Annotated in this window: 18 protein-coding genes and 1 tRNA gene; 12 read left to right on the top strand and 7 right to left on the bottom strand. The window is 44.3% G+C overall.

Annotated elements, in window-relative coordinates:
- Positions 1-91: 91 nt before the first annotated feature.
- From AB6805_RS11020 to AB6805_RS11040, 5 genes are read left to right on the top strand one after another with little or no spacing between them, the layout of a single operon-like run.
- A complete protein-coding gene (locus AB6805_RS11020; protein WP_370909478.1) occupies positions 92-1,237 on the top strand; it encodes a glycan-binding surface protein in 1,146 nt (381 codons plus the stop codon).
- 31 nt (positions 1,238-1,268) lie between these two features.
- Positions 1,269-2,717: a cellulase family glycosylhydrolase gene (locus AB6805_RS11025; protein WP_370909479.1), complete on the top strand. Its 1,449-nt coding sequence runs from the start codon at positions 1,269-1,271 to the stop codon at positions 2,715-2,717.
- A gap of 24 nt (positions 2,718-2,741) precedes the next feature.
- Positions 2,742-4,670: a glycoside hydrolase family 97 catalytic domain-containing protein gene (locus AB6805_RS11030; RefSeq protein WP_370909480.1), complete on the top strand. Its 1,929-nt coding sequence runs from the start codon at positions 2,742-2,744 to the stop codon at positions 4,668-4,670.
- A 53-nt stretch (positions 4,671-4,723) separates the two neighbouring features.
- Positions 4,724-6,811 (top strand): beta-galactosidase, encoded by a 2,088-nt coding sequence (locus AB6805_RS11035; RefSeq protein ID WP_370909481.1) that lies wholly within the window; start codon positions 4,724-4,726, stop codon positions 6,809-6,811.
- 21 nt (positions 6,812-6,832) lie between these two features.
- Positions 6,833-7,735 carry an alpha/beta hydrolase gene (locus tag AB6805_RS11040; RefSeq protein ID WP_370909482.1) on the top strand — a complete coding sequence of 301 codons (903 nt, stop codon included), beginning with the start codon at positions 6,833-6,835 and terminating at the stop codon, positions 7,733-7,735.
- A 13-nt stretch (positions 7,736-7,748) separates the two neighbouring features.
- Here AB6805_RS11040 and AB6805_RS11045 read toward each other — a convergent pair whose 3' ends face one another.
- Positions 7,749-9,356 (bottom strand): glycoside hydrolase 43 family protein, encoded by a 1,608-nt coding sequence (locus AB6805_RS11045; protein WP_370909483.1) that lies wholly within the window; start codon positions 9,354-9,356, stop codon positions 7,749-7,751.
- An 11-nt stretch (positions 9,357-9,367) separates the two neighbouring features.
- Positions 9,368-10,759, bottom strand: a complete 1,392-nt coding sequence (locus AB6805_RS11050; RefSeq protein WP_370909484.1) for a family 43 glycosylhydrolase — start codon at positions 10,757-10,759, stop codon at positions 9,368-9,370.
- A gap of 153 nt (positions 10,760-10,912) precedes the next feature.
- On the opposite strand from AB6805_RS11050, the gene AB6805_RS11055 reads away from it, so the two are divergent.
- The 5 genes from AB6805_RS11055 to AB6805_RS11075 all read left to right on the top strand — a co-directional run bounded on the left by AB6805_RS11055 (position 10,913) and on the right by AB6805_RS11075 (position 16,568).
- Complete coding sequence (locus AB6805_RS11055; protein WP_370909485.1) at positions 10,913-11,896, top strand: helix-turn-helix domain-containing protein; 984 nt, start codon at positions 10,913-10,915, stop codon at positions 11,894-11,896.
- 121 nt (positions 11,897-12,017) lie between these two features.
- Complete coding sequence (locus AB6805_RS11060; protein WP_370909486.1) at positions 12,018-13,094, top strand: alkene reductase; 1,077 nt, start codon at positions 12,018-12,020, stop codon at positions 13,092-13,094.
- 35 nt (positions 13,095-13,129) lie between these two features.
- The gene (locus tag AB6805_RS11065; protein WP_370909487.1) at positions 13,130-14,053 is read left to right on the top strand and encodes an NADP-dependent oxidoreductase; all 924 of its coding nucleotides are present in this window, start codon (positions 13,130-13,132) and stop codon (positions 14,051-14,053) included.
- Between the two features lie 131 nt (positions 14,054-14,184).
- Positions 14,185-14,880, top strand: a complete 696-nt coding sequence (locus tag AB6805_RS11070; RefSeq protein ID WP_370909488.1) for a hypothetical protein — start codon at positions 14,185-14,187, stop codon at positions 14,878-14,880.
- A gap of 119 nt (positions 14,881-14,999) precedes the next feature.
- The gene (locus AB6805_RS11075) at positions 15,000-16,568 is read left to right on the top strand and encodes a glycoside hydrolase 43 family protein (protein ID WP_370909489.1); all 1,569 of its coding nucleotides are present in this window, start codon (positions 15,000-15,002) and stop codon (positions 16,566-16,568) included.
- Between the two features lie 12 nt (positions 16,569-16,580).
- On the opposite strand, the gene AB6805_RS11080 is transcribed toward AB6805_RS11075, so the two are convergent.
- The 5 genes from AB6805_RS11080 to nfi all read right to left on the bottom strand — a co-directional run bounded on the left by AB6805_RS11080 (position 16,581) and on the right by nfi (position 20,630).
- Positions 16,581-17,255, bottom strand: coding sequence for a hypothetical protein (locus AB6805_RS11080; RefSeq protein WP_370909490.1), 675 nt, complete (start codon positions 17,253-17,255; stop codon positions 16,581-16,583).
- Positions 17,256-17,940: 685 nt separating this feature from the next.
- On the bottom strand, positions 17,941-19,422 hold the full coding sequence (locus AB6805_RS11085) for a rhomboid family intramembrane serine protease (protein WP_370909491.1): 1,482 nt from the start codon (positions 19,420-19,422) through the stop codon (positions 17,941-17,943).
- The gene (locus AB6805_RS11090; RefSeq protein WP_370909888.1) at positions 19,419-19,715 is read right to left on the bottom strand and encodes an SMI1/KNR4 family protein; all 297 of its coding nucleotides are present in this window, start codon (positions 19,713-19,715) and stop codon (positions 19,419-19,421) included. The genes AB6805_RS11085 and AB6805_RS11090 overlap by 4 nt, the downstream gene beginning before the upstream one ends.
- An 88-nt stretch (positions 19,716-19,803) precedes the next feature.
- Positions 19,804-19,877, bottom strand: a tRNA-Asp gene (locus tag AB6805_RS11095).
- A 90-nt stretch (positions 19,878-19,967) separates the two neighbouring features.
- On the bottom strand, positions 19,968-20,630 hold the full coding sequence (gene nfi, locus AB6805_RS11100; RefSeq protein WP_370909492.1) for a deoxyribonuclease V: 663 nt from the start codon (positions 20,628-20,630) through the stop codon (positions 19,968-19,970).
- A gap of 297 nt (positions 20,631-20,927) precedes the next feature.
- Between nfi and AB6805_RS11105 the strand changes: the two genes are divergently transcribed.
- Together AB6805_RS11105 and AB6805_RS11110 are read left to right on the top strand one after the other, a co-directional pair.
- On the top strand, positions 20,928-21,527 hold the full coding sequence (locus tag AB6805_RS11105) for an RNA polymerase sigma factor (protein WP_370909493.1): 600 nt from the start codon (positions 20,928-20,930) through the stop codon (positions 21,525-21,527).
- Between the two features lie 47 nt (positions 21,528-21,574).
- Positions 21,575-22,528, top strand: coding sequence for a FecR family protein (locus AB6805_RS11110; RefSeq protein ID WP_370909494.1), 954 nt, complete (start codon positions 21,575-21,577; stop codon positions 22,526-22,528).
- Positions 22,529-22,541 lie beyond the last annotated feature (13 nt).

Below are 22,541 nucleotides of genomic sequence, written 5' to 3' on the forward strand. Positions count from 1 at the left end.
CCACTAAAAACATTATACCGTGAATAAAATAATATTCAACCAGCGCTATTGGAGGTTACCGTTTTTTGCACTTGCAGCTGTTTTTGCACTAATGCAATCTGCTTGCAAGAAAGATGTAACTGAAGCAGCTCCTGTTATCACCAGCGTTAGAAATTATGCAGCTTCTCCTGCTGATACGCTTGTCAATTCCCTCACTACCGGGCAATGGGTGGTGCTGGTGGGGCATAATCTGCAGGATGCTGTACAGATCTCTTTCAATGGCGTACCTGCTAATATCAACAGCATCATGTTTTCAGATACCAGTGCTGCCGTACTGGTACCAGCTGTGATACCATTCCCATCGGTGCCCGCAGAGAGTCTGAATACGATCCGCTATGTGACCCGGCACGGGTCCACCACTTTTACATTCGGCATCGTGGCGCCACCGCCTTCTATTACCAGCATTTCCAATGAAAATGCCAACGCAGGCGACTCCGTTTATATCTATGGGCTAAATTTGTTTTTTATAAGCGAACTGACTTTTGCCGGTACACCAATTACCGATTATGGTACAGCCGTCGATGGTACAGCCATAGGGTTCATTCTGCCAACGCTTTCCCAAGGCGGGCCGGTAATGATCACCACAAAATCCGGTAGTGCTTCCACCACCTTTAATGTAAACGATCCCACAACCGGCGCGCTCTGTAATTTTGATAATGTAAATACTTTCAGTTGGGGTACCGGTACAGATAACAGCAGTGTTAATTTTCCCGGCAACAGGGGCAGTTATGCAGTGTTAAATAATGATGTGCTGCCTGCCGGCGAGGGCAGCTGGTGGAACTGGCAACGGAGTATCAATACCAACGACGTACAGTGGCTACCTGTTGACAGTTTAAGCGTTCCTATTGATCAATATGCCGTTAAGTTTGAGATCAATGTTCCCAACGCATGGTCCGGCACCTCTATTTATGTACTAAGAGGTAACTCATTCGACTATATGGCCCGCTATGAGCCATGGCAGGGTGCTGATGGCACTGTTGTCCCCTTTAAAACAAAGGGTTGGCATACAGTCACCATTCCGTTATCCACGTTCAGGACTAATGAAGGCAAAGGTACCGCAGCTGCCGACCTGACCACTTTGCTGGGCAGCTCGGCCAAGGGATCTGTAAATATTCATACCAAAAACTTTTCTGCGTCTCCTTCTGCTTCCGGTTTACAAGCCGCGGTAGATAATATCAGGGTAGTGAAAATAAAATAGTATCAATAAATTTTAACCAAATATCAAGATCATGAAAACCAGAAATTTGTATGGACTTATCGGATTGATGATTTCCGCGGTAATGTTTACCTACTGTAGTAAAAAGAGCACGGTTACGCCGGAATTGTCGGTTTCTTTATCTGAAGTTACTTTTCAACCGGATGGTGGCACTTCCGATGTAACCATTGCCAGTAATGTAAATTGGAATATTAATAATCCCGCTTCTTCCTGGTTACAGGTAAGTCAGTCGACCGGTAGCAGCAAGGCTGCTATCCGGTTGACTACTGTACCCAATACCACCGGTGCGCCCCGCTCCGTGGTGCTGGAGGTGAATGCCGGAACCAGCCAGACGCGCAGGGTTAAAGTAACCCAAGCCAGCGGCATTTATCCGGGCTACAATGTTTCACCTGCCCCGGCTAATTCAACCGGCATGGGAAGTAACGCTGTGCAGTTAGCCGCTAAATTTAAGCTGGGCTGGAACATTGGCAATACCCTGGAAGCTATTGGCGGGGAAACCGCGTGGGGAAATCCGTTGATCAATGAAAGTTATGTACAGGCGGTGAAACAGCAGGGATTTATTGCCATCCGCCTGCCAGTTTCATGGAATCAGTATTCAGACAAAACTACTGCCAAGATCCAGGATGCCTGGCTGAACCGCGTAAAAGAGGTGGTTCAATATTGTGTTAATAACGACATGTATGTTTTACTCAACATCCACTGGGACGGTGGCTGGCTGGATGCCAATATTAACAGTGCAAAAAAGGATTCTGTCAATGCCAAACAAAAAGCATTCTGGGAACAAATTGCTACCACCATGCGCGATTTTGATGAGCATGTGATGTTTGCCAGCGCTAATGAGCCTCCTGCTGAAACTGCGGAGCAGATGGACATACTCACCAGCTATCATCAAACCTTTATCAATGCCGTTCGATCCACCGGTGGACGCAACAGCTACAGGGTATTGGTGGTACAGGGGCCATCAACGGATATTGATAAAACCAATACCCTGATGAACACACTTCCCACAGACGCCGTGAAAGATCGCATGATGGTGGAAATACATTATTATACACCGTTCCAGTTCTGTTTATTGGAAGGCGATGCATCCTGGGGTAAAATGTTTTACTATTGGGGGGCAGGACATCATTCTACCATTGAACCTGACCGGAATTCCACCTGGGGAGAAGAAGGCGACGTAAACACCGCCTTTGGCAAGATGAAAACCAAGTTCGTCGACAAACAAATCCCTGTTATAATGGGCGAGTACGGCGCTTACAGACGTGGCAGCAGTAGTAATGTTCCCAAAGATCTGGCTACCCACAACGATGCCGTGGATTATTGGATCACTTATGTAACCAAACAGGCAATTGCCAGCGGCCTGAAGCCCTTTTTCTGGGATACAGGCGGTGCTTTAGACAGACGAAATAACACGGTGCTGGATAAACGCATGATTGATGCCATTGTTGCTGGCGGTAAATAAAAATTAAACAAAGAAATGTTGAATATGAAGTTTGCGGTTGTTTCCGTTGTCCTTTTTTCTCTTTGCTCACTGTCGTTATTTGCACAAAGGACAACGGTGCAATCGCCGGACCGGAAAATCAGTGTTGAACTATTTTCAGTGCAAAATAATGATGTTGGGAGCTGGTATATTAAAGCCTCTTACCATAACAACGGGAAGGTTTCGGAAGTTGTTCCGCATATTGATTTAGGGCTGTCGCGCAGTGACCAGGATTTTTCAAAAGAACTGAAATTCCTCAAAGCAGGTAAACCTGTTTCGATCCGGGAGCAATACCCTGCGTTGCATGGCAAGAAATCTGTTTGTACCAATGCTGCCAATGAAGTGATGGTTTCTTTTGAGAATCCTTCCAAAGCAAAATTGAATATTGTTGTCAGGGCGTATAACGATGGCATTGCTTTCCGTTATGAATTTCCGGAGAAGCAAGGAACGTTTGTTGTAAAGGATGAACTGACTGCTTACACCATTCCAAAGGAAACAACCCGCTGGATGGAAAAATGGAATGCTGCCAATGAATGGTTGTACGCTTCCATGAGCGATAACAAAGTGCAGCAACAGGAATGGTGTTACCCGGCGCTTTTTAAATTAAAAGATAATTCCTGCTGGTTCCTGCTGCATGAAGCAGATGTAAACAGTACTTATTGCGGCACTAAACTCAGCAATGCAGCTGATGAAGCAACCTACAAACTTACTTTCCCGGATCCGCGGGATGGACAGGGACTGGGAGCATCGCAGCCTACGATCACGTTGCCGTGGAAATCGCCCTGGCGTGTGATGATTACTGGTACCCTGGCTGATATAGTAGCCTCTACTTTGGTGGATGATGTGTCTGCCCCGTCTGTCATAAAAAATACCGGTTGGATTAAACCAGGAATCGCCTCCTGGAATTATTGGTCGAGTAACCATGGCACAAAGGACTATAAAATTGTTTGTGCCTTTGCCGACCTGGCAGCCGAAATGAACTGGCCTTATACCCTGCTCGATTGGGAATGGGATGCGATGAGCAATGGCGGACGCCTGGAAGATGCCCTTCAATACATTCATTCAAAAGGTGTGAAGCCATTGATGTGGTACAATTCCGGTGGTCCTCATACCGGCGTTGCCTCAACTCCCCGCGACAAGCTGTTGACGCATGAAAGCCGGGTGGAAGAATTTACGAAGTTGAAGAAACTGGGCGTTGCAGGCATCAAGGTCGACTTCTTTGAAAGCGAGAAGCAGGACATGATTAAATATTATCTCGATATCCTGGAGGATGCGGCTCAATTCCAAATGATGGTATATTTTCACGGTTGCCTGGTGCCACGGGGCTGGACAAGAACCTATCCCAACCTGATGACATACGAGGCAGTACGCGGCGCTGAATGGTACAACAATGTCCCGGATTTTACACCCGCTGCGCCGGAACATAATACCACGCTGCCTTTTACCCGCAACGTGGTTGGTCCTATGGATTATACACCAGTTACTTTCACCAATTCCCAATACCCGCATATTACCTCCTATGGGCATGAACTGGCACTCAGTGTTGTATTTGAATCCGGTATTCAGCACCTGGCCGACCGTCCGGAAGGCTACTATGAATTACCGGATGCCGCCAGAACATTCTTAAAGGAAGTTCCGAATGCCTGGGACGATACGAGGTTGCTTAGTGGCTATCCTGGTAAAGATATTATGCTTGCCCGCCGTAAAAACAATGCATGGTTTATTGGTGGCATGAATGGCGAGGAGTGGGAGAAGAAGGAAACGATCCGCTTCGCTTTCCTGCCGGAAGGAACTAAATATAAGCTGACACTCATTACTGACGGAATACACGATAAAGCGCTGTCAACACAGTATTTGGTGGTGGACAGCTCCAGTTCCGTTGAGGTTAAGATGCTTCGCCGCGGCGGTTTCGCAGCGGTGTTGAAACCAATATAATTTTTCAAAACCGGTAAAAATTTCGGTAGTAAATTAGTAAAACAGATCTACAGATGAATAAGCGCTCGCTACTTGTTATTATAACAATTTTGATTTCAGGATTGAATGCCACCTCGCAGGAGGTGAACCACTTCTTTCCTGAAAAAAATCTTATCACCACCGGTATCTATTATTATCCCGAGCATTGGAACGAAAACCAATGGGAGCGGGATATAAAGAAGATTTCCGGCATGGGGTATGAATTTGTGCACCTGGCCGAATTTGCCTGGTTTAAAATGGAACCTGAACAGGGTAAATTTGAGTTTGCATGGCTCGACAAGGTCATTGATCTCTGTACTAAATACAACCTGAAAGTGCTGATGTGTACGCCGTCGGCCACTACACCCGCCTGGATGAGGGGGAATTACCCGGAAACTTTTGTGATGGATGGCCATTACATCCGTGGGGAGCAAGGCACACGCGGATTGGGATCAATCGTTAACCCGGCTTACCGGAAGTTTGTAGCCACCATTGTAACGGAAATGGCTAAACGGTATGGAACAAATAAAAATGTGATTGGCTGGCAGCTCGATAACGAGCCTGATGCCAAACCCGATTACAGCCCATCTTCGCAGGAAGCGTTCAGGCAATGGCTGCAACAAAAATACAAAACAATTGAAGCACTGAACACCGCCTGGGGAACGGCCTTCTGGAGCCAGTGGTATAATGACTTTGACCAGGTGATCATTCCAAATACCAACCTCGTTGGCTGGTGGGGCAATAACCCCCATGCCTTGCTTGATTTTAAACGTTATTGTGCAGATGTCCAGGGTGAATTTCTCGATTTTCAGGCAGGTATGCTGCGGAATTACATCTCAAGAGACCAATATATTACCACCAATTATACGGCCGTTTCCACAGGAGCAGATCCCAGGCGTACAGGTAAACTCGACTTTGCTACTTACACCGCCTATCCGAATGGTGGCACCAGTAATATAGGGGACCAGGGCTTCCGTTTGGGAAATAGTAAAGTAATTCTTTTTGCTGCTGAATATTATAAATCAGTTGGCGGTGTATCCGGTGTGATGGAAATTCAACCCGGACCGGTGAACTGGGGGAGCTACAACCCGCTGCTTTTGCCGGGTACCGTTCGTATGTGGCTTTATCACACCTTCGCAGCAGGCGGAAAGCTGGCCTGCTCCTACCGCTTCCGCCAGATTAATTATAGCGCGGAACAGTATCATGCCGGCGTAATAAAAACAGATGGCGTAACCCCTTCACAGGGTGGCGAGGAGTACATGCAATTCATGAAGGAAATAAAAGAGCTGAGAAAACAGTACAAACCCAATACTGCAATACCTCAGAAACTGGCGGCCCGCTCTACGGCCATCCTTTGGAACCTGGAAAATTACTGGACGATTGACCGGCAAAAACAAACCTGGCAATGGGATACATGGAATTACCCGGTTAAATTCCTGGAGATAGCAAAATCATTCGGTGCACCGGTAGACGTAATCCCGGAAACCACTGATTTGTCGAAATACAAATTTGTGATTGTTCCTGCCTACGAAATGGTGGATAGTGCGCTGGTACATAAATGGCGGGAATATACAGCCAACGGCGGCCATTTGATTATTACCTGCCGCACGGCCACCAAAGATCGCATGGGCCATTTCTGGGAAGGCGAATGGGCGGCTCCTATATCCGGGCTCATCGGAGCGCAGGTAAAAGCGACTGATATGCTTTCTGGTAGCGCCAAAGGTGATATCCTTATGGGGTCAACCCACTACAGCTGGAATAATTGGGCCGACTTACTCGCCCCTGATAAAAATACAGCAGCCCTTGCGGTATTCGATAACCAGTTTTATAAAGGAAAAGCGGCGGTAGTGAAGCATAAAATCGGCAAAGGCACTGTTACCTATATCGGCGTGGATACCGATGATGCTAAACTGGAGACAGATATACTGCGGGAGATCTATACAGGCGCGGGCGCTACCACCGAGAATTATCCTCCCGGCGTATTTGTTTATTGGCGCGATGGTTTCTATGTGGCCGTCAATTATTCTTCTGATAATTATGAAATGAAAATGCCAGCTGGAGCCAGAATATTAATCGGGGACAAAGTATTGGAACCAGCAGGCGTATTGGTTTGGAACGAATAAAAATAACATTATAAAAATAAGATGAGTAACAGGTATCTATTTGTTTTAATTGTATTTATTGTTGCCAGTCATATCTGCCTGGCACAAACAGGCAAGGTTTCTTTTAACGCGGACACTGTTCCTTCGTTTCCTGATCCACCAGCGGGATTTAATGTGCAGCGTAATAATGTACCTCACGGAAAATTAGCCGTTGTTCAATACGATTCAAAAACGCTTGGGAAACGCCGGGAAATGAGTGTATATACGCCTCCGGGATATTCGGCAGACAAGAAATATCCGGTGCTATATCTGTTGCATGGTTTGGGATCAGACTATCGTCAATGGACAGAATGGTGCCAGGCAGATAACATTGTAGATAACCTGATAGCAGATGGTAAAATTCAGCCTGTAATTTTGGTTTTCCCCAACTGCGATTCAAAGCTGACAGTGACAGATACAGCAACAGCAAGCCGTTCCGGGAGAGCCGATGATTTTGAAGGCTACAGAAAACCATTTGAAGCCGATTTATTGAAAGATATCATTCCTTACATCGATTCACATTATTACACTATCAGTGACCGTGAACATCGTGCTATAGCAGGTTTGTCAATGGGGGGAGGACAGTCGTTAAATATAGGTTTGTATAACCTGGGAACTTTCGCCTATATAGGTGGATTTTCTTCGGCGCCCAATACGAATATGTTCGGTGGTATGTATACAGATGTCAAATTTGTGCCGGATATTAAAACTGCCCAGGAAAAGTTGAAACTGCTATGGGTGGCCTGTGGAAATAAAGACGGCCTTTTCGGGATTAGTGAAAAGGCCCATCAGTATCTCAACGAAATAGCTGTCCCGCATGTTTGGAGTGTGGGTACTAACGGGCATGACAACACGGAGTGGGATCGCAATCTGTATCTGTTTTCCCAGCATATTTTTAAACGGTAGGAGGAAAGGTGATCTACTTTGAATACCGGTACCGGAATGAATCTATATCAACAAACCCGCTATCCGATTCGGTATTGAAGTTGAAAATACCGATCCTGTCTCCGCGGTAACTACCCCAGGCTAACCGGGTCACGTCTCCGAATGGTAAAAATGATTTTCCATCAACGCTGTAAAAATATCTGTTCTCACCCTGGTAGTTCCAGGTAGACCGAAGCCAGATAGTACGCCCCGCAAGGGTTGCGCCGGTAGAGTCCTGGTCATTATGTGTATAGGTCAGGTACCGCGAATTATTTACCTGCTTTATTCCAATGCAGCTTGTACCCGATGTTGAAAAATGTGTTAGCCCTGCATATTCACCGTTACGCATTCCATCAATATCTAACTGAATGGTAACTACGTTGGATGTTGTGCGTAAGCTGCGTTGGGTAATGGTATTGCCTGCCTGTAACAGGATATTCCTATTGTCAGCCGTAATGGGTTTGAAGGCATACAATCGTAAAAATCCTTTACGGTCGGTTAATGACCACTTATCTGATCTCGGCTGATAATTCCATTCCCATTGAGGAAGGAGGGTAGCAGAATTAAAATTATCGTCGGTTTGTATGGTTACCAAAGGTGACTTAAGATGAATTGGTTTGCGGCCCGACCAAACCATGGAACCAATGGTATCATTCCCCACCTTTCCAATAATTGGCCAGCCATTTATCCAGGTAACGGGAAGCAGGCTGGCGGCACGGCCTTCCCAATCACCCGTACCATGATGCGTAAAGAAATACCATGCTCCGCTGGTTAATTGGATAAGACCTCCCTGGTTGGGTTCTTTATCCAGCATTTTATTCACATGGTTTAACTGCTTTATCTCCCAGGGTCCGTAAATGCTCCTCGAGCGTTCCATCATAATAACCCGGCCTTCTGATTTTACTTCACTGAAGAGATGGTAATAAAGGCCATTTATCTTGTACAATTTATTTGCTTCACTTCCATGTGACTGATGGATGATACTGTCCGTTTCCATCATCAGTTTTTTTCCATCCGGTGTCATTTTGAAAACATGGATATTATATTTTTTGTTGTTTGTGGGATCAGTTTCATAGTTGGTAGCAACAAAATACAATTGACCATCATCGTCACAGAGGGAGCAGCAATCATCCCAGCCGGACACTTTCCACAATTGATGAACCGGCTCCCATGGCCCGGCAGGATTTGCTGCCGTACTCATAAAGAAACCATCATCCGGAGTACCGAAATATACCCGGAATTTATTTTTGTAGAATCGTAAAGAACCCGCCCATATGCCTTTGCCGTAACAATTCATCTTATCCCAGTTGAGATTGGGTGAGATGCGTGTAAGGTCCGGTACCACATGACTGATAATCTCCCAATTAACAAGGTCCTTTGAATGTAAAACAACCATTCCGGGAGAATACTGCATGGTGGATGAGATGGCATAAAAATCGTTACCTACACGAATCGCGTCCAGGTCGCTGAAGTCGCCTGGCAGCACGGGGTTAATATAAGTTCCATCTCCCTGGTCTCCCCATTTCCCGGTTTGCTGACCAAATACATTTACGCATAGCAGCTGGCACGTCCAGAGTACTATCAATAGCTTGACATTATTCATAATCCCATCTTTTAATAAATATTCCACTCCCAGACACCTTTTACTCCAGTAGTAATTTTAATTCTCAAAAAGCGCGTTTTGATATTGACAGCATCGGAATGAGGGGATTGTATTTTAACATCATTGTGACCACCACAAGACGACCAGTGTGTGCCATCCGTGGAATATTCCAAAACATAGGCGTGTCCGGCTGTTGGCCGGACAAAGTAAACCTCGCTGCGTTTTATGCTCATGACTTTACCTAAATCGGCCATGATCCAGCCTGTGGAGTCTTCAGGGGAAGCCATCCAACGAGATCCGTTTGAACCATCAAAAGCAAAGGAGGGCACGAAATATTCGACACGGTGAAGCAGGGAATCTTTTGCCGGTTTGATTTTCAATTCAGACCGGGTGCTCGATGCGGTGGCCTGCATGACTTTTTTGGGAGCACCGGTTTTCACCGGATGGAGTGCGCCAACACCTGTCATGGTGAGGTCGACCGGCTGAATGGATCCATCTTCATTGAAACGTAACCTGTTGACGTACGTTTGCCGGTTGGTACTTCCCCGTCCATACTCGAGATACGCAAAATAGTAATCATCTGTACCTGGAACGTTAAAAACGCATCCATGCCCCGGACCAAAGATCTGGCGTTCGTAATTTGTGGTGGCGATGATGTCGTTGTTTTTGGGAGCATCGAACGGTCCCAGCGGAGATGCCTTGCCTGAAACGTAAGCGTATTGATACTTTTCGTCTCCGCCAAGCGTGTAAAGAAAATAGTAAATGTCTTTCCGTTTGAAAAAAATGGGCCCTTCGGAATAGCCGCTGCGGGGTGTTGGTATGGTAACAGTATTGGTGTCAACAGTGATCATGTCCTCACTAAGCGGGGCTGCATGCCTCATTTGCCAGAACAAATAAGCTTTATGGTCGTCGTCTGTAAAAATCTCCGCATCGATACCAGTAGGGCCTTTGGGCGTTTTTAGTTGTAGCAGTGTATTGGGTGAGTAGGGCTTTATAAAAGTATCGGCTCCTGTAGCCAAACGGAATGGGCCGTCGGGGGAGTCTGCAACTGCTGCATACATGTATCCGTTGACAGTGGGATAAAGATAGTATTTCCCGTTTGCGCTGATGGCCTTACTTGGCGCCCAATACAACTGCCCGGTGGCAGACGGAAAGTAGGTCCCCGAAAAGCTCCAGTGAACAAAATCTGTAGATTTCCAAACCACGGGAGGTCCCGAGGTACGGAGGCCATCGTCATAACCATCTGTAGTTGCATAGCAATAGAATATGCCATTTATTTCCTGGATACTTGCATCAGCAATCATGTCGGGAATAAGCGCATTGCCGAAGGGGTTGGCCTGGGATTTTACGGATAAAGGGGACCACAATATCAGCAAAATGATGATGCTTATCTTCGTAAGCATGAAGAGGGGCTTTGTTATCATAAGAGGAACTGCGCAAAGCTTCTTTTTCTTGAACATACGTGATGTAAGGTGAATCAACAAAATAGTCGTTTTTTTCGGTTTCTTACAGGTTATTTACGTTAATTTAGAGTGAGTAATAACTGACCTGGCTATATGATTTTTGAATTTACAGCGTCACCGGATTTTGACTTTATAACATTGTTTTCAAAACAGATTAATGTGCCTGTGAGAGATAATGTATTGGAAATTCCAGCACGCCTGGGAGAAGGTTACGTACGTAAAGTTGGGTTTGGGGATGATTTCAGGTTAACCATCCACCGGTATAAATTAAAAGAAGATTTCGTGATTAAACGTAATCCGGCCGTCATATACAATAATATACGTACCATTTTCTTTTACAATAATGAAGAAGATTTTGAACTTAAATATAATAACGAGGAAAACATACCGTTCTCACAGAAAAATGATTCTGCGATACAGCTTTCTACAAACGACTTGCGCACAGAAATCCGTTTCCCAGCTGGTAGTAATATTCAGTATGTAGTAGTAGGTGTTGCTGCAGATAGATTGCGCAGCATTCTATCTATCGAAAATCCTAACAGTACAATAAAAACCATTACCGCGGAAAATGCTTCGTTTCTCTTTTTCGAAAGTTTGGACGCTGAAATGCAATTGCTGCTTAAAAACATTGTATCTGTTGACATGAATAACTCCCTGAACAATTTCTATGTGCAGATTAAGGTACAGGAAGTACTGTACTTGCTTTTTAGTAAGCTGTCGCTCAGGGAGAACACCACATTTAAGAATATTAATAGTGCCGACGCCGAGAAACTCCTGGTAATACGCAGCGAGATATTACGGGATCTCAGTACGCCGCCGGTTTTAAAGGAATTAGCTACGATCGCTTCAATGAGTGAAACCAAGCTTAAGCAGCTCTTTAAACAAACTTTTGGCGATACTATATACAATTATTATCAGCGTGCACGAATGGAAGAAGCAGCCTTTTTATTGAAGCAGGCCAAACTCTCCGTATCCGAGGTGGGTTATGAGCTTGGATTCGCTAATCTCAGCCACTTTAGCAGATTGTTTGAAAGGCAATATGGTGTTACCCCTAAAAAGTTTTCCTACAAAGGATAGTATCCATCTTTTTCAGTTTAAGCATACTCCTGTCGTATTGGACTATTCTTACGCCCTTTTGGGTTATTTTACCCATAACATAACTTCTAATTTTGTTTGCAGAATTAAATCATCATACAAAATGAAAAAGTTATTTACGCCTTTTGAAAAGGGCCCGCTAAAACTCAAAAACCGTTTGGTAATGGCGCCCATGACCCGTAGCAGGGCCATTGGTAATCTTCCAAATGAACTGATGGCAACTTATTATTCACAACGTTCAGGCGCCGGATTGATTGTAACTGAGGGTACATCACCGAGTCCCCAGGGACTTGGCTATCCACGTATTCCCGGCATTTATTCTGATGAACAGGTGAAGGAATGGAAGAAAGTTACGGATGCTGTTCATCAAAACGGATCAAAGATTTTTTTGCAGATCATGCACACCGGACGTATTGCTCATGTTGCCAATATACCAGGCGGACAACTGCCCGTAGGTCCTTCGGATATCAGGGCTGCCGGCGAGATTTTTACTGACTCGCTTGGTTTACAGCAGCACTCTGTTCCGGAAGCGCTTAACCTGGAGGGTATTACGCGTGTGATAGCAGAATTTGTAAGCGCTTCCAAAAATGCGATCCTTGCGGGTTTTGACGGGGTGGAACTCCATGGCGCAAATGGTTATTTGCTGGAGCAATTCTTAAATCCAAATGTAAATAACAGGACAGACGAGTACGGTGGTAACTTTAAAAACCGGAGCCGCCTCATTGTAGAGATTACCGAAGGCATTGCAGCTGCTATCGGTCCGGATAAAATAGGGATTCGTTTTTCCCCGTTTTCCCAATTAAGCGATCAACAGCCTTACGATACAGAAGAGGTGCATCAAACATACGCCCATCTGAGCAGTGAATTGGATAAGATAGGAATCGCCTATATCCATCTTTCAACCAATCCGGCAATTCCAGAGAAAACATATCATGCAATCCGTACAGGATTTAATAATACTATCATATACTGTAACGGCTTGACAATGGAGACAGCGGAGCTAAAGCTGCAGGACAACTCAGCAGACCTTGTTGCCTTTGGGCGGGGATTCCTTGCTAATCCTGATTTTGTGAGGCGTATCGAAAAAAACGACCCCCTCAATGATGTTGACTTCGCCACATTGTATACACCCGGCGAAACAGGTTACATTGATTATCCAATTTACAGTTCACTTCAGTAGAAAAGCTATTTACAATTTTAAAAAATAAAAATAATATGAAAGCAATGCAGTACAAAGCCTTTGGCGGTTCAGAGGTGATTGAACAGGTAGAGGTTTCAACACCATCTATCCAAAATGAAAATGATGTTTTAATCCAGGTTAAGGCAGCAAGTGTAAACCCGATAGACATGAAAATCCGCATGGGATTTATGAAGCAGATCCGTCCGGTGGAAATGCCCTTTATACCAGGTGGGGAAGTGGCGGGAATAGTTGTTGCCACCGGCGAAAAAGTATCAAAATTTAAAGCAGGTGATGAAGTCATCGCTATCCCACAAAAAAACGGGTATGCACAATTTGTGGTTGCAAATGAGAATTTCGTTGTGCCAAAGCCACAAAGCCTGTCCTTCGAAGAAGCGGCATCGATAGGTGTTAATATCGGGACTGCTCAATCTGTTCTTTTTACAGAAGGGAAGTTAGCAAAAGGCCAGAAAGTTTTAATCCAGGGTGGGGGCGGCGCTGTTGGTGGAGCTATGGTGCAAATGGCAAAAGCTGCCGGTGCATATGTGATTGCTACGGCATCCGGAGAAGGTGTGGCCTTAGCTAAAAGCCTTGGCGCCGACGAAGTGATTGATTATAAATCACAGGATGTGACCAGTATTGTTACAGGCGTCGACCTGGTTGCAGATACAGCTGGTGGCGAAGCCCAGGCCGGGCTTTTCCGGGTATTAAAGCAGGGCGGTAAACTATTGAGTATCGTGGTGCCGCCTTCACAGGAGCTGGCAGAACAGTTCCATGTGGAAGCGCGTTTTATCGCTTCCGACTTATCGTTTCAAACATTGAAAAATGGCCTGGACCTGATAGCAGCCGGGAAATTCAAACCAATTGTTTCCAGGACATTTAAGCTTGAAGAAGCAGCAACGGCCCAGGATTTCTTAACGGCCGGCGGTGTAAATGGTAAAGTTATCCTTGTTGTAGCATAGCAATATATATTGGGAGCTGCTGCTCCACCACGCAAAGCCACTCTTTAAGAGTGGCTTTGCGTGGTGGAGGAAAAGTTTCGAACTTTTTTAATTCAGAGAAGGGTAACTTTACCATAACTAGCCCTACTTATATGCACAAAGGATTTCTTTTTTTTCTATTGTTTTGCCTTGTTGCCTGTCATGCAAACAAACCTGATCACCGCACAAAAATTGATACTGCGAAAAAAGAAGATAGTAGCCCTAAAATCACAATAGATAGTGACGCTAATCTTGTCTATACTGAAAATGAGCTAAAAAGTATCTTAAAACGGAATCCGGTGTTCATGGAGAAATATCCAACCAGCCCGGCAGAAGCTTATGCAAACCTTTGGTGTCATTCAATACCGGAAGATGCCCGTTTTGGTGGTGAAGCAGGGCAGGATGAGTTCTATCTCCTTTATAGTTATTTTTGGAAAAAGAAGAATGTTAACCAACAGCAGAGAAGAGAAAGATTGCTTAGGTTGTACAGATATGTTAATGAGATTTACGGGGAATTACATCACGGAGGAACGTATTTTGGGCATCAATACAAGAGAATACCGGCTTATGTTGAATATGATCTTTATTGTCTGGATCCTGTGGACAGTTTACCGGGCTATAAAAATATCAGGTCATTATATATAGGTTTGTTTAAAGAAGAAATTAAGAGTAAGATATCAGTGGAGAATGATATTGATCCTGCAGCGGAGGAAAAATTACTGGGGAAAGTTGATGAGTTAGCGCCTTTGATGACAGATTATGTAGATCTGATGCTTGTCCGTAAATTTCAGTATTCGAATTATCATTAGGGGATAATGTTCGAACTCAAAGCACAATCGAAGTACTTTCGATCCATATTTAGTAGGCGTGCTTCAAATAAATACATTAACTAAAATCAGGTAAGCGTACCAGGAAAAAAAATCTGAATATGAGAAATGAGATTTACAGGTTATGGATGACGGCCTTCATTATCACCCTTGTAGTACCGTGTTTATACGCACAAAAAGCAACTAATCCCATTACTTATGCAGATGTACCGGACATATCAATAGTACGCGTAGGCAATAGCTATTACATGAGCAGCACAACGATGCACATGAGTCCCGGTGTACCGATTATGAAGTCGAACGACCTGGTGAACTGGAAGCTGGTGAATTATGCATATGATACTTTAGCAAATGTTGACGCATTAAATCTCACAAATGGCAAAAACGCATATGGGCATGGTTCATGGGCAAGTTCTATTCGTTTTCATAATGGCACCTATTATGTAAGCACATTTGCGGAAACCACGGGCAAAACTTATATCTACTCTACAAAAGATATCGAAAAAGGTCCGTGGAAGGCAAGGTCATTTGCCCCCGACCTGGGTGATAACTCCTTGTTTTTTGATGATGACGGGAAGGTTTATATGATTAGTGGAAGCGGGAAATTAAGGTTAGTTGAATTAAATGAGAACCTTTCGGGCATAAAGCCCGGCGGAACAGACCAGCTTATCATTGAGAATGCAAGCCCTCCTTCGGGCGGCCTCGGTCCAGAGGGGTCTCAGCTGTTTAAGATAAACGGCAAATATTATCTTTTCAATATTACCTGGCCAAAGGGCAGCGTACGTACTGTTATAATACACCGGGCAGATAAAATCACCGGCCCGTACGAAGGACGAATTGGGTTACAGGATCTGGGCGTGGCGCAAGGCGGGTTGGTCGAAGCGCCAAATGGGACCTGGTATTCCTATTTGTTCCGTGATTATGGCGCTGTAGGCCGGATACCCTATCTGGTCCCTGTAAAGTGGGAAGATGGATGGCCTGTTTTGGGCACCGGCGGCAAAGTGCCCGATACACTCGATCTGCCGGCTGGTAAAGGTTTGATCCCCGGCATTGTTGCTTCGGACGAATTTACCCGTAAAAAAAGCGAACGGGCATTACCACTGGTTTGGCAATGGAACCATAACCCGGATAATAGCTTATGGTCTGTTACAGACCGGAAAGGATATTTACGACTCACCACCGGCAGGATTGACACCGATTTTGTGATGGCACGAAATTCATTGACACAACGTACTATTGGCCCGGTATGCTCCGGAACAGTTTCGCTTGACATTTCTAATATGAAAGATGGTGATTTTGCGGGTTTGGGCCTTTTGCAAAAAAATTATGGATTGGCTGGTGTCAAAATAACCGGGAACAGCAAAGCTATCGTAATGATCAATGCCAGCACCGGCCAGCCTGTAGAGGCACAAAAAATCCCCCTGGACCAAAAGGTGGTTTACTTTAAGGCGGAATGTAATTTTACAAACAGAAAAGATGTAACAGATTTTTTTTATAGCCTCGATGGGAAAACGTGGATAACATTGGGCACACAATTAAAAATGGCCTATACGTTCCCGCATTTCATGGGCTATCGTTTTGCTTTGTTTAATTATGCTACAAAAAATATAGGCGGAGCGGCTGACTTTGACTTTTTTCATATAACGGACTCCATTTCCACGGAAAAATAACGAATTGTTATGTTATTCGCAATACAGTAAGTCGCCGCTACTCATTTTACCAATTACCTGGTCTGCATATTCCTTCTTGATAATATATATAAATGCTTTCAGATAAGTTTTGTTCTTCCCCTCTTTTATGGTCTGCTGGTCCTTATCAGTCCCAACTTTCAAAGCATTGCTATCATTCTCACTTACCACACAATATTTAATGATCCTGTCTTTTAATTGCCAGGAATAAATATCAAATGGTTTAATGAACTCACTCTTGGTTTTAACTGCCCTCCCATACTTTTCATTCAATAGCTGCACAAAGCGTTGGGTTTCTTTCAAAGAAATCTTCCCCGCAACAGCGTTGAAAACCATCAATTTTCCGGTTACCGTTGTGGCAAAATTAATCGCATTAAACTCAAAATCACCGAATCTTGCAATAACATCTTTCTGGGAAAACATTTGCTGTTTATAGTCAATTCTTATGGGCTGCTCACTTCCTATAAATTCACCGTCTGAAACGGTGTCTGCGCCAATTATTTCAGATTTTATCTGATAATAATTAGTATAAGTTTTGTGCTTGTTTTTGGCCGATACAAATGTCGATAACTTGCTGTCCAGATTAAAATCTTCCAGTTCTATAGCTGGTTCCTTTTTACAACCTATCAGCAAAACTGCTAAAAGTAGCAATCGATATTGTTTTATCATTTGAATAGGATTATGTCTATTATTTGTGTTATTCGTTCCGATAAGAGACTTTAAATTCATTAGTTGTTGATGCCTGTATGTTCATCATGGAACAGAAGAGATCGCCGGCAATTTAGCCATTATTTGCCTATTCTATAAAAATCAAAGCTTCAGTCTTCTTTTTCCTAACCCAAAGAGTAAGCCGGTAACCGGCAAACTGGCAGCAATCAGGCTGGAAAAGCATAGTCATGATTTCACGTGGTTGCATGTATTGATGGTTGCCAATAATGTATATTTCAACAAAAGTGGGAAGAACCATCTTCGTTGAAATATACATTTCGATAACTAATAGTTATTTTTATTAAATGGAAAACAATCTTATAAACTCGCAATAGGCGGAAAAACAGAAAAGATAGCAGAATTATTAGCCCGATCCTCAGTTGATATCAATATAAGGGAATACTACACTTCATCATGCAGCCGAAAACAATTTGTTGTCAACATTACAGGCTAGATAACCACTGATGATTTTCGAAAAAGCTAAAATGTTGCTTATTTTTAACAAGTTTCTGATTTATAGTTTATTGCTGTTTGTGTTGTTGACGAATGCTCTTTATGATGGCCTGAAAACCTCCATCACTGCATGTTGAAAAAAGACAAAAACAACGCCACGGTGCAGCTCCTTAGTGTATTTATACCCTTAGTCTTATTTCAGATCGTCAAGAACTTCCCCTATTTGCCTATTAATCTGTTGCATTTCTGATGAATAACTATTTATCCCTTGCTCCGGGTCCTGAGCGATTAGTTCACAAGCTTTTATTCTTAGTCTGCAATATTTGATGAGCGTTTGGTTGCGCAGGTGTAACCGGTTAGAAAGGTTCATTTTATCCAATCCGGTGATCAATTCAATACCATGGCTCCAGGCTGATTTTCCTTGTTGCAGTGCCCGGAATAATTCTTCGCCTGTACTGTTTTCCTGCCCCTTTAGCACTTTTAATGCATTGGTATCGATTTGGTAAAATTCCTGGATCTGCTTCTGGTAGGTAACCTTGTCGCTCTTGGCAAGGTTAACGTAAATTACCGCTGAAACAAGAATGACGATAGTCACCGACAATATCTGTGTAAGCCATTTTAACAAGACATTCCCGGGTTTTTGCAAAGCGGGGTAATACGCGTATCCGATCATCACGCCTGCAAGTAGTCCCCCCAGGTGTGCTGCGTTATCTATTCCGCTTTTAAAACTGCCGAATACCAAATTGTAAACCACAAAAAGGCCAATGTTTGTGAGCAAGCCATTGCGCATGGAACGCTCGATGTGATTTGTGCTTAACAGCGCAAGGAATACCCCATATAATCCAAAGATAGCGCCTGAGGCGCCGGCACTCACGGTATTGTCATGCCACCAAAGGCTGATCACACTTGCAAAAATGCCAGCCAGGAGGTATGCTGTGATGAATTTTACCCTTCCCAGAAACGGTTCTAAAAATAACCCGACAAAAGCAAGGGCATACATATTTAGTAGCAAGTGGATTAAGCCGAAATGAATAAAGCAGCTCGTAATTAATCTCCACCACTGCCCCCCGAGCGTATAAATAGTTGCGTTCACTCCCCATGCGGTCATGCTTGCGGCATCAGGCTCGAATACAGCTACACCCGAACATACCATGATGAGGTAGATTAAAATATTGAGTACAATTAGAATAGGGGTGAAAAAGTAGCCTGTTGCCGGTTTAAAAAAGGACAGCAATCCACCTAAGTAAGAAAATTTCGGCCTGATATCGGGCTTTAAAGTATCTTCGTAAGCGGGAACAAAATCTTTTTTGTAGGTTTTATATTTTTCATGCACTTCATCTTCGTTGATCTCTGATTTTAGCTTTTCAAATGAGAAAACAAATGCACGTACGGCGGCCTCGCTGCGTCCGTAGTCAGTCAGCAGACTTGAGATGGTGACACATTGCACCGTAGCACCAGATGCGTCCAGTTTAACAGTGATTTCTCCGTTCCAGGAATGCTCGCCATTATTGGTGTAAGCGATGACACCGGCATCTGAGATAAATCTGATACGCCAGCCAAGATATTTAACCGTTTCAAATGCAATCACCAAAAACTGCTTGTCAGTCAGCTCATTCTTAGATAAGTGTTGCTCAATTTTCATATTCCGTGGTAGTTTTTCTGCCGGCCAGCTCATACTATTGACGAATTTTGCCTATTGAAAGCGTATGCTGTTCCTCCTACATCAGAGCCAAAAATGAAATAATCAGGTGCATAGCGATCCACCTCATAGTACGTATTTAATTTAACAAGTTTCTCAATACCCCACAATTTCAGATTTTGATTATTTCCGATTGCTCTTTCCGCCCCATTATACTTCTTAATAAAATCAAGATAGTCAGCGGGAGGAGCGAAACATTGGGTTAACCGGGGGTACCAATTTGGGAAATAAAACAGGTACCCTTTTAGGTACCCTTTCTCTTTGGTAATGTTTGTTAGTACTTAATATGCTTTTCTTGCTAAAACCCTGATTCTGGCGGGGTTTAATAAAAAAAGCCACTCTTTAAGAGTGGCTTCGCGGACCGGACGGGACTCGAACCCGCGACCTCCGCCGTGACAGGGCGGCATTCTAACCAACTGAACTACCGATCCTTCCTACAGGCAAGCCTTTCAGCCATTCTGTATTCCCCGTTTGGGGTTGCAAATATATAAATAATAAAATCATTTCTCCAAATATTTCTATCACCCTTCTTTTTTGTATTCAAGCAGCGCCAGTCGTCCATAATGATCGGATATCCGCGTGGTTTCCGGTAAGCGGTATTGTGTACATAGTTTCAGTACGATGTCAGTGGCGGTAGCCAGCGATATTTTATGTCCTGTGGAAACAAATACCGGGTTAATGCCGGTTTGTGTCCGCAGTGCATTACCGATATGCTCACCGGCTTCTGTTAAGGGTGCAATACTGCCTCTTTCATCTCCGAGGTGATGATATTCACCACATAGCCGCGTTTTGCCACAGCCGATCACGGGTTTGTTAACCGTTACCCCAAAGTGGCTGGCCATTCCAAAACGGCGCTGATGGGCCAGTCCCTGGCCGTCGCAAACGATGAGATCCGGCAGCATGGGCAGTTTTTCCCAGGCTTTCAGCAGGGGAGGCATTTCCCGGAAGGAAAATAATCCGGGGATATAGGGAAAGGTGACTTCCATACAATGAGTAGCCACGGCCAGTACCTGCAGCGTGGTGTAATCCAGCAATACAATGCTGCCGGCAATCAGGTTGGAATCTTTGTCGTATTCCACGTCGGTGCCGGCAATAATTTTAATGGTATCCGGCAATTCATCGGTGGTGATTACCTGCCGGCGCAATTCTTCCTGTATGGCGATAGCTGCATCTTCGGTGAGCATAAGCGACTTTTAAAACAGGCAGAAAGATACTTTTTTTGAGGTAAGATGTACGCTTTATAAATATTCTTTCCCGTTTGAAAAAGTAAATTTATATTTGATTGAGGCCAATCAGTCCACATTAAAATATCAATCAAAGTACAGTAACAACTTTATAATGAACAGCACAGGAGCAACACCACTTCTTCCTGTGAGGATCTGCTAAATCGATTTTCAAAAGAAAAGAAGCCTGGATTCATAACGTTAATATCCACGTAATATTAGACAATTACTTTTGTAGGGACTGTTATATTTCGACTTATGTCTGCGCTTAAGAAAATATCTTTCCATCATGCTTCCGGGGTTTCCGGCCAGGCCGACTTTGAAGCGGCTGTAGCTTCCTACTGGGATAAGTTACTCGGCATCGCCGTGGCTAAAACCAATCCGCACGACGCCTTTGATATTGTACAGGATGTGCTGCTTTCACTATGGGTGAAATGGGAAGATGTGCCCAAAGATGAAACACTGGAGTTTTACCTGCTCCATGCCCTGAAACTGCGCATCTTTAAATACTATCGCACCAATGGCCGTTACCAGGCACACCTGAAAAAGCTGGAAATACTATTAAACGACACCCTGGAATCACCGGGTGCAATAGCTTCCGATGAACTGCATGGACTGAAAGAAACCATTATCTCTGAAGCACTGGAAATACTTTCTCCCAGTCAGCGCCAACTATTTATCCTTCGCGTAAACCACCACTATTCTTATCAGAAAATTGCGCAGCAATTGGGTATAGACGCCGGCTCCGCGCGCGTTTTATACAGCCGTGCACTTAAACAGGTAAAGGCACATATTAAAGCAAATCCGGCTTTGTCTGCCAGCCTTATCTCCTCTTTTTTACTGTTTACAATTCCTTAACCTTAGATCGAGTTAACATTTTTTGTGTTGCGGGTATTCATTAACAGATGGCAATACAAAAATATCCAAGGGCAGAAGCCCTGTTGAAAAAGTTTCATGCAGGAAAATGTACGCAGGAAGAACTGGCATTACTGGACAACTGGTATGACGGTTTAAACAGCGAAGCAGATTTGTCTGCCCTGGAATCAAACCTTTACCGGCAGCAGTTCCTGGCTAATTTTCACAGCATGCTGCCAGCCGCCCCGGTAGCCTGGTGGAAAAAACGTGCTGCTCAATGGGCCGCCGCAGCCAGCATCTTATTACTGGCCGGTGCAGGATTTATGTGGCTCCGTTATTCACAACAGCCGTCTGCCCGCCTCGCAGATAATAAATCATTCCAGGTCACCAATGAAACCAGCGATATTAAACTGGTCGTACTGCCGGATAGCTCCCGCATCTGGCTGAATACAGCCGCTTCTCTTAAATGGAAGGAAGACTACAATAAACAATGCCGCAACGTACAACTCACCGGTGAAGGCTTTTTCGAAGTACAGGGCAACAGGAACAAGCCATTCGTCATCCACACCAGGGATCTCGCGATCCAGGTACTGGGCACGCAGTTTAACGTAGAAGCCTATGCCGGCGAAGGATTAACCCGTGTATCACTGGTACAGGGTAAAGTAAAAGTACATACGGGAAAAGACAGTACTGTACTGAAACCTGGCTATGCCGCCGCTTATAATAATGAAGATAAAGCACTGAATATTTCCGCTACAGAAGCCGGCAAAGTGGCTGCCTGGAAAGAAGGCGCCTTCAGCGCCACCGATCTGCCTTTCAAAGATGCCGTAATGCGATTGTGCACACGCAACGGTTATCAGGTGAAATGGCAGAACACACAAGGCATCGAAAAAAATGTTTCTGTGCTCTTCCAAAAAGACAGCTTCGTAAAAATGCTGGGGAATCTATGCTACATCAGCCGTAAACAATTCCGTATTTCCGACAAACAGGTGACCATCTATTAAATAACACGTGAAC

The sequence above is a fragment of the Chitinophaga sp. RCC_12 genome (assembly GCF_041360695.1).
Taxonomy (GTDB): domain Bacteria; phylum Bacteroidota; class Bacteroidia; order Chitinophagales; family Chitinophagaceae; genus Chitinophaga.

Bases quoted from the DNA above. Each gene is read 5' to 3' on its own strand.
- AB6805_RS11020 (WP_370909478.1), top strand. From the start codon at position 92: ATGCAATCTGCTTGCAAGAAAGATGTAACTGAAGCAGCTCCTGTTATC.
- AB6805_RS11025 (WP_370909479.1), top strand. From the start codon at position 1,269: ATGAAAACCAGAAATTTGTATGGACTTATCGGATTGATGATTTCCGCG.
- AB6805_RS11030 (WP_370909480.1), top strand. From the start codon at position 2,742: ATGAAGTTTGCGGTTGTTTCCGTTGTCCTTTTTTCTCTTTGCTCACTG.
- AB6805_RS11035 (WP_370909481.1), top strand. From the start codon at position 4,724: ATGAATAAGCGCTCGCTACTTGTTATTATAACAATTTTGATTTCAGGA.
- AB6805_RS11040 (WP_370909482.1), top strand. From the start codon at position 6,833: ATGAGTAACAGGTATCTATTTGTTTTAATTGTATTTATTGTTGCCAGT.
- AB6805_RS11045 (WP_370909483.1), bottom strand. From the start codon at position 9,356: ATGAATAATGTCAAGCTATTGATAGTACTCTGGACGTGCCAGCTGCTA.
- AB6805_RS11050 (WP_370909484.1), bottom strand. From the start codon at position 10,759: ATGCTTACGAAGATAAGCATCATCATTTTGCTGATATTGTGGTCCCCT.
- AB6805_RS11055 (WP_370909485.1), top strand. From the start codon at position 10,913: ATGATTTTTGAATTTACAGCGTCACCGGATTTTGACTTTATAACATTG.
- AB6805_RS11060 (WP_370909486.1), top strand. From the start codon at position 12,018: ATGAAAAAGTTATTTACGCCTTTTGAAAAGGGCCCGCTAAAACTCAAA.
- AB6805_RS11065 (WP_370909487.1), top strand. From the start codon at position 13,130: ATGAAAGCAATGCAGTACAAAGCCTTTGGCGGTTCAGAGGTGATTGAA.
- AB6805_RS11070 (WP_370909488.1), top strand. From the start codon at position 14,185: ATGCACAAAGGATTTCTTTTTTTTCTATTGTTTTGCCTTGTTGCCTGT.
- AB6805_RS11075 (WP_370909489.1), top strand. From the start codon at position 15,000: ATGAGAAATGAGATTTACAGGTTATGGATGACGGCCTTCATTATCACC.
- AB6805_RS11080 (WP_370909490.1), bottom strand. From the start codon at position 17,255: ATGATAAAACAATATCGATTGCTACTTTTAGCAGTTTTGCTGATAGGT.
- AB6805_RS11085 (WP_370909491.1), bottom strand. From the start codon at position 19,422: ATGAGCTGGCCGGCAGAAAAACTACCACGGAATATGAAAATTGAGCAA.
- nfi (WP_370909492.1), bottom strand. From the start codon at position 20,630: ATGCTCACCGAAGATGCAGCTATCGCCATACAGGAAGAATTGCGCCGG.
- AB6805_RS11105 (WP_370909493.1), top strand. From the start codon at position 20,928: ATGTCTGCGCTTAAGAAAATATCTTTCCATCATGCTTCCGGGGTTTCC.
- AB6805_RS11110 (WP_370909494.1), top strand. From the start codon at position 21,575: ATGGCAATACAAAAATATCCAAGGGCAGAAGCCCTGTTGAAAAAGTTT.